The sequence below is a fragment of the Armatimonas sp. genome (genome assembly GCF_031410135.1).
Taxonomy (GTDB): domain Bacteria; phylum Armatimonadota; class Armatimonadia; order Armatimonadales; family Armatimonadaceae; genus Armatimonas.
On record NZ_JANNYP010000417.1, the window covers coordinates 1 to 6,928 of the forward strand.

7 protein-coding genes and 1 pseudogene are annotated in these 6,928 nt (G+C 60.6%); 4 read left to right on the plus strand and 4 right to left on the minus strand.

Going from position 1 to position 6,928, the window contains the following annotated elements:
- A pseudogene (locus tag RMO15_RS15360) lies at window positions 1–569 on the plus strand (two pore domain potassium channel family protein); the annotation flags it as partial.
- A gap of 67 nt (window positions 570–636) precedes the next feature.
- Here RMO15_RS15360 and RMO15_RS15365 read toward each other — a convergent pair.
- The 3 genes from RMO15_RS15365 to RMO15_RS15375 form a co-directional block, all read right to left on the minus strand.
- Window positions 637–1,365: a hypothetical protein gene (locus RMO15_RS15365; protein WP_309714329.1), complete on the minus strand. Its 729-nt coding sequence runs from the start codon at window positions 1,363–1,365 to the stop codon at window positions 637–639.
- Window positions 1,362–2,810 (minus strand): hypothetical protein, encoded by a 1,449-nt coding sequence (locus RMO15_RS15370; RefSeq protein ID WP_309714330.1) that lies wholly within the window; start codon window positions 2,808–2,810, stop codon window positions 1,362–1,364. Before RMO15_RS15370 ends, RMO15_RS15365 begins: the two co-directional genes overlap by 4 nt.
- 62 nt (window positions 2,811–2,872) lie before the next feature.
- A complete protein-coding gene (locus RMO15_RS15375) occupies window positions 2,873–4,477 on the minus strand; it encodes a GMC family oxidoreductase (RefSeq protein ID WP_309714331.1) in 1,605 nt (534 codons plus the stop codon).
- Window positions 4,478–4,527: 50 nt separating this feature from the next.
- On the opposite strand from RMO15_RS15375, the gene RMO15_RS15380 reads away from it, so the two are divergent.
- Entirely contained in the window at window positions 4,528–4,941 is a 414-nt protein-coding gene (locus tag RMO15_RS15380; protein ID WP_309714332.1) for a hypothetical protein, read from the plus strand.
- Between the two features lie 26 nt (window positions 4,942–4,967).
- On the opposite strand, the gene RMO15_RS15385 is transcribed toward RMO15_RS15380, so the two are convergent.
- The gene (locus RMO15_RS15385; protein WP_309714333.1) at window positions 4,968–5,426 is read right to left on the minus strand and encodes a phosphatase PAP2 family protein; all 459 of its coding nucleotides are present in this window, start codon (window positions 5,424–5,426) and stop codon (window positions 4,968–4,970) included.
- A gap of 60 nt (window positions 5,427–5,486) precedes the next feature.
- On the opposite strand from RMO15_RS15385, the gene RMO15_RS15390 reads away from it, so the two are divergent.
- Together RMO15_RS15390 and RMO15_RS15395 are read left to right on the plus strand one after the other, a co-directional pair.
- Window positions 5,487–6,323 (plus strand): VWA domain-containing protein, encoded by an 837-nt coding sequence (locus tag RMO15_RS15390; RefSeq protein WP_309714334.1) that lies wholly within the window; start codon window positions 5,487–5,489, stop codon window positions 6,321–6,323.
- A partial coding sequence (locus RMO15_RS15395) for a hypothetical protein (protein ID WP_309714335.1) occupies window positions 6,324–6,928 on the plus strand: 605 nt, incomplete at its 3' end.

Below are 6,928 nucleotides of genomic sequence, written 5' to 3' on the forward strand. Positions count from 1 at the left end.
CCCCTAGTGCCGGTGAGCTTCTCAAGCGCATCGGCGGCTGCCCCGACCTGGGCGACCTGAAAGACACCCTGAAGAACTGGGAGCGCTGGTCGGCGGAGCTGCTGGAGAGCCACCTTTCCTACCCCAGCCTAATGTTCTGGCGCTCCCAGCACGACCGGCAGAGCTGGCTGGGAACTCTCACGGCGATCCTGGATACCTGCGCCCTGATTATTGCCACCCAGCAAAAAGGCGCCCTGCTCTACCAAGCCCGCCTGACCTTTGCCATGGCCCGCCACGCCGCCGTGGACCTGCGCCTCGCGCTGAATCAAACGCCGGTCACGCCCGACCGCCTCCCCGAGGCCGAGCAGCAAGCCCTCTTCGCACTCCTCACCGAGGCCGGAATGACCCTGGACACGTCGCCCGAAGCCCACGCGCACTTCCGTGAGCTCCGCGCCCTCTACGAGCCGCACGTCGCCGCGCTGGCACAGTGGCTGGAGCTAACGCTCCCGACCATCGCACCCAACCCCAATGCCCACGACCACTGGCGCATGAGCACCGACCCACGCGGCCATTTCTTCAATATCGGATGATCCCGCCGGTTGGAGCGGCGGGACTGGAGAGCCTACGGCTACAAAGGCCGTTCCGGCCATATAGAGTTTAACGAGGGCGGTTCAGAGTCAGAAAGAGCTGCACCGTCTCGCCGCCGATCTCCACCTGATCCAGCGTGAGTGTCTGCCCCAGCGTAAACTCCCGCGTGCTCTGGAAGGTTTTCTCCAGCCGCATCCCTCGCTTGGCCAGCGGCACCGAAACTTTCACCTGGCTCTCAATCTCGTAGCGCCCGACACCCAGCGGGAGAATCTTAAACGTCGCCTCCACCCGCGCCGCCACCGTCGCTGGCCCCGTGAGCGCATTGTTCGCCTTCACCACCGTCCCCACTTTCCCCAACGCGCTGGCGCTCAATAACTTCTGCTTGCCGCGTACCACCTCCAGGCGGCACTCGACGCTAGGAATGGGAACGTCCAGTGCTCGAACCAATGCTGTCAGCTCATCTATATCCGCCGAGTTGCCCTGCAAGAGCAGTGTCCCATTCTCCAATGCGACGATATTGTCAATCCCTGGTGGACGCATCGGTGCATGGTGGGCCCATTCAGAGCGCCATCCGCTCATTCCACTCTGCTCAGTGCCGAAGGCGGGAGCAATCCGTCGCGGCCAAACCATTTCCTTACGACTGGGAAACAGAATTGGACCGATGATCGAGTCAAGCTCGCGAGCAGTACGAAAGCACAGAGAGATTTTCCCTTGGATACTGGGAGGACAGACTTGCTCTACAACCTGAGGTGGCTGTAGCAACAAAACAAGCACGGCGGGAAGGTAGGGAAGCATCATCCATTCACCTCAAACTCTCTTTCTTCGATCTGCTCCGACTGCTCCAGCGGCTTGCCATCGAGGCTGCGGCGCACCCGCCAGGCGCGTTTCGGAAAGTCTACTGTTCTGACCCGGAGCGCGTCGTGGGCTTCAAATTGCGGGTGGCGGACGTAGAACCCGCCGGGAGGGAGGAGCAAGTCGTCGGTTTCGTACGTCTCTGTCTCGCTCTTGTTGATCACCACCCGCGTCTTATCGGAGTAGAACGCTTCCTCGACGAGAAAATCGGGCGTGAGGAACTTGTGGGCGGTAAGAAACGCGGGGAAGGTGAGGGCGTGCAGATCCGCGAGCAGGCGGGCTTCGGGAGTTTCTCTTTCAAAGAGAAGAAAGATGGGCTTCATTCGCAAGATGCTACTGAGGACTACTTGGTACGTATATAAAAGGATGCTATCGCGATAGACAACGGAAAATAATGGAACAGGGATACTTGTCTCTGGGAAGTCTGGTCTGAGTTTATGCATCCAAGCATCTGCGGCAAAGTAAGCCCAGTCTCCCGCTCCGGTTATGACGAGCTGTTGTCCCTCAGCCTGTGTTAGCTGAGTCTCCATGAACTCCCAACGGTTAATCTCAGTATGAAGCCCACTTTGTAGCTCGACACCAGTATCGGGAATCTCTGGGTGGGTTATTCCTAGATACTCTTCGAGCTTGGGCTTTTCGCGTAGCTTTTTGCGAAACGTTTGGTGGTTTCGCTCCCCGATGAGCTTCTCACGATATGCCTGAGCAATGGAGATATAGTTTCCTTTAGGGAGTGGGACAACGCGAATGTCGAGGCGGCGGCGCTCCGGGTCTCGCTCATAGACAAAGTTAGCACAGAGCAAGCCCTCTTTTTGCGTGAGGTGTGCCTCGCCATAGGCAGAGTCCGTTAAGAGAGCCAAGGCGGTACCCGGTGCTGTTGCGCCGATAAAGGGCATGAGCAGACCGGTCAGAGGGTTCCAGATTGGCAGTACACGCGAGTCGAGGTGAGCGCTCGTGTCGGCAGGAACGAGAATGCCCTCGCCCTGAGGAAGCACCAGATACCCACCTTGCTCTGCATGACAGAGACCCGGCAGAAGTCCCACCCGCTCCAGCAAGTGTGTCTTACTATCTCTACTGGCTTCGACGGTGAGCTGGATGTCTTTCGAGCCGCAGATGAGATAGATGTCTATCGGGACGCCGCTTGGTGCATCGAGGCCCAGCAAGATGCGCTTGCCCGCCGCGCCCATCTTCTCAGCGATGCTGATGAGCTTGCAGTCACCAAAATCCGTTCGGGTGATCGCGCCCGTCGCACGATCTTTGATCTCAATCCAGCCCAGCGAGAGCTCGGTGGCCCAGACGGTCTTGGTGACGGTCTCGGTGAGCGAGTAGGTCAGGGTGGTGCGATCTAAAACAAATTCGTAGTCGCCAAACGCAATCCGAAAGAGGGTATTCACGTCCTCACTATACCCCCGCTTCGGAGGCCCATTCATGGGTCTTGCCGCAACAGCGGGCCCATTTATGCGCCCGAACCCGACGCCCCCGTTAAATGTGCCCCCAGACGAAACGCGAGGGCGAAGATGGTGAGCACGGGGTTGAAGCCGCCGTTGGTGACGTGGACGCTCCCATCGCCGACGTAGAGATTCTCAAAGCCATACACGCGCCCGTTGCGATCCACGACGCCTGCGCTGGGGTCGTCGCTCATGCGGCAGGTGCCCGCTTGGTGCTGGCCGCCCGAGAGATACGGTGTGGTCGGTGCGCCACCCCAGACTTGGGTTGCCCCCGAGGCGTGGAGCCACTCGACGGCTTTCTTTTGGAGAAACTGCCCTGTGCGGATCGTCTCCGGGTGGGTTGTCCCTGAGAGCCGCGCCACGGGTAGGCCCCAGCGGTCTTTTACCGTCGGGTCGAGCGTGACCCTTGCATCGGGCGAGGGAATGTCCTGCACGGGGCCTTTGATGTCCGAGAGCTTTCGGTAGTTTTGGCGCAGCCAGTCCTTCGCCTCTTTTCCCCAGGTCGGGACGCCCGGCGCACGGTAGCGCTTCCAGGCGATAATCGGCAGCAGAATAAACTCATCGGCGAGCATCCCGCCCCCGATAACGCCTGCACTCTGATTGCCGTGGCTCCACTCGGTGGTTGCTGTGGTTACGCCCGGGCCGAGGCCGTCCCAGATCTCGTCGGGGAAGAGCGCCGTGGCCCCAACATAGACATGGCCTTGCAGGTGCCGCCCGACCTGGTCGTTGCCGATTCCAGAAAGTTGGAGAAGCCTTGCGGACTCAACCGCACCCGCCGCCACGACAATCTGCTCCGCCGTCGTGGTTTTGGCTTCATCGCCGATAAAGTACGTCACCCCGCTGGCGCGCTTGCCGTCGTGGTGGAGCTGGGCGGCCATCGCGCCGGTCTGTAGGAAAAGCCTTCCCGTGAGCTTTCCTCTGGCAATCAGTGTGTTCTGCGAGCCATTTTTCGCGTCCACAGGACAGGCAAACCCGACGCAGTGCTGGCAGCGCGTGCAGGCAGGTCGCCCCAGATACTCGGTCGAGTTGATCGCCAGCGGCACGGGGAGCGTCCGCCAGCCCAGTGCCTCCGCGCCTTTTCGGTAGGTCGTGGCTTGCTTGGTCGCGGCCATCGGGGGCATGGGGTAGTCGCGCTTGTACTCCGGCAGGTGCCACATCGCATTGGCTTGGCCGCACACCCCGATCTCGTGCTCCGCCTGCTCGTAGAACGGCGCGAGATCGGCGTAGTCGAGCGGCCAGTCCGCCAGTGACGAGCCCTCGGGGACGCCGTAGGTGGAGGCCATCTTGAAGTCCAAGGGATGAAAGCGCCACGCCTGCGCCCCATAGACCCGCGTCCCACCGCCGACAATGGCTGCATTGGCGTGGTAGCCCCCGTCCCAGGGCGCAACTGTGCGATTGTTGGCGACGCGCGGATGGTCGGCATCCGGCCCAGCGTTGTGGCCGTAGTGCGAGAGCCGCTGGTTGCGCAGATGATCGCGCCCCACTTCCTCAAAGCTCGGCTCCCCGCCGCGCTCCAGAAGCAGCACCCGCCGTCCGGCTTCGGCAAGCAAACCCGCTGTCACCCCGCCGCCCGCGCCGGAGCCAATCACGATCACATCGTAGTCGCATTTCATAGGCTTAGGTTCGCGCCAAGAGCGCGGCCCTCCTGCTGTACAATCTCGTTATGTTGCAGAAGTCCCGCCAAAGAGTGCACGCACCAAGTCTTGCCCTCAGCATCTCAGCCCTCACACTGGGGGCCTTTAGTAGCTTTATGGGCTCCCAAATCGCCGTGCGTGGCTATGTCTGTCCACCTGCCGAGACTAGCCCGCTTTACAATCCATATCTCGTGGGACTTTTTCTGGGAGGGCCTCTGTGCTTTTTGGCGGGACTCTTGCTTCTCTTGCGAGCACGCCACGCCGCACTCTGGTTTCAAATCGTCAGCGCAGCAATTAGCATTCCTGTCGTGGCCTACTTTTTCTCGGAGATCTCTAACTGGGACTGGCACCAGTGGGGCTGGCTATTGGTTGAATTCAGCCCCACCCTGCTCTACATCGTGCTGGCACTGAGTCTGAAGCGTCTTGTGACGACAAAATCATAGTATGCCCATTCATGGGTCTTGCCGCATCAGCGGGCTGCTTTAGCCGCCCGTGCCTTCGCCCGAAAACCGGAGACGAGTAGCCCGACCACGATGCCCAGAGCCAGGCCGCCAAAAATCTCGGGGAGATCATGGGCATGGGAGGCCCAGAGTGCCCAGTTCATCGCAGGAAGTAGCGGCACTGCCAGCCAGGCCCAGCGCTTGCCTCGGAGGCGAATCAAGCTGGTACAAAGCGCTGCGGCTTGGGCCATGTGCCCGCTAGGAAAGGCCGGATGGCCCGGCCAGATTTCTACTCGCTTGCCTAGCTCCGCCAGAGCTGCCGTGAGGACAATCGCCGCTCCTGCTCGGGTCCAGAACAAAAATGTCTCTTTCCAGCGTGGTTTCGGCTCATGGAGAAGTGGCTCCTGAACAATCAGAGCGCCGTAGACAAATAAAATCGTCCCCCCTAAGTCATGGGCAAACTCGGGATAGTTCCAGGGCAAGGTCATGGCATCAGGCTACCCGAATTTCATGATAGCCAAGCCTCTTGGGTGAGGTATAATTTTTGCATGCCTTATACAGCCGAGATCAGTCGGGCCAAGCCGACGGCGTTTTGCTTTCTTATTGACCAGTCGGGCTCGATGGACGACCCGTATGGGATGGACTCAGGCAAGCGCAAGTGCGATGCGGTAGCCGATGCGGTCAATCGTCTGATCGCCACTCTTGTGCTGCGCTGCGCCAAAGGCGAGGACGTGCGCGACTACTTTCAGATTGCGGTGATCGGCTACGGCGGCGCGGTGCGAACGGGCTTCGGTGCACAGCTTGCCGGGCGACAGTTTGTCCCAATCTCCGAGGTGGCCGACAACCCGCTGCGAGTCGAGACACGTGCCCGCAAAGAAGACGATGGCACGGGCGGCCTGATCGAGCGTCAGGTACGCTTTCCGGTCTGGTTTGAGCCGATGGCCAATGGGAACACTCCCATGGTCGCCGCTGTGGAAGAGGCTAATCAGATTGTGAAAGCTTGGACCGAGCTCTACCCGCTCTCGTATCCGCCCAGCATCATCAATATCTCCGATGGCGAGCCCACCGATGGTAGCCCCCGCCCCGCCGCCGACAAGCTCAAGAACTTAGGCACCAACGACGGCAAGGCGCTCTTTTTCAATATCCATATCTCCGGAGCCGCCAAGCGCCCCGTTGAGTTCCCCGACTCACAGCTCGGCCTGCCCGATGAATACGCCCAGATGCTCTTTGAGATCAGCAGCGTGCTCCCGCCCAAACTCCGTGACGAAGCCAAACGCGAGGGATTTGCCACCAGTGAAAACTCACGCGGCTTCGCCTTCAACGCCGACCTGCGCTCGCTCGTGCAGTTTTTAGACATCGGCACCCGAACGGCGGACTTGCGCTAAATGAAGCTGATTCGTGCGCTCACGGCTCCCAAAGACGGCAACTCCGACGAGCAGTACGAGGATGCCTGGGCACTCTCCGAGACGCACCCGGTGCTGGCCGTGGCGGACGGCGCATCGGCGGCGGTCTATGCTCGTGAGTGGGCGCAGCTTCTGGTTGCGGAGTTTGCCCGCGATCAGGCTTTTCCCGAGGACGACGAGGCATTCTGGACACAGGTGAGCGAGCTGGGAGCACGTTGGAAAAGCAGCGTGGGCACGGGCGCGACTTCCTGGTATGCCCAAGAGAAGCTTCCCCAGGGCTCGCAAGCATCGCTGCTTGTGCTGGAAGTGGAGCCCCAGAGCCGCCAGCTCACCGCGCGGGCTATCGGGGATGTCTGCCTGTTTCTTGTGGTCAAAGACACGCTCCACTACGCCTTTCCCCTCACCAAGTCCAAGCAGTTCAACTCGCATCCTGGCTTAGTGGCAACCGATCCCACGGCCCTGAAAGATCGCCCTGAGATCGTCCGGTTTAGCGCCAAGCTCCCCGCCGCGCCCGTGCGCCTCTTTGCAATGTCCGATGCCGTCGCCGCGTGGTTTTTGTTGGAGTTCGAGCGCAAGCGCAAGCCCTG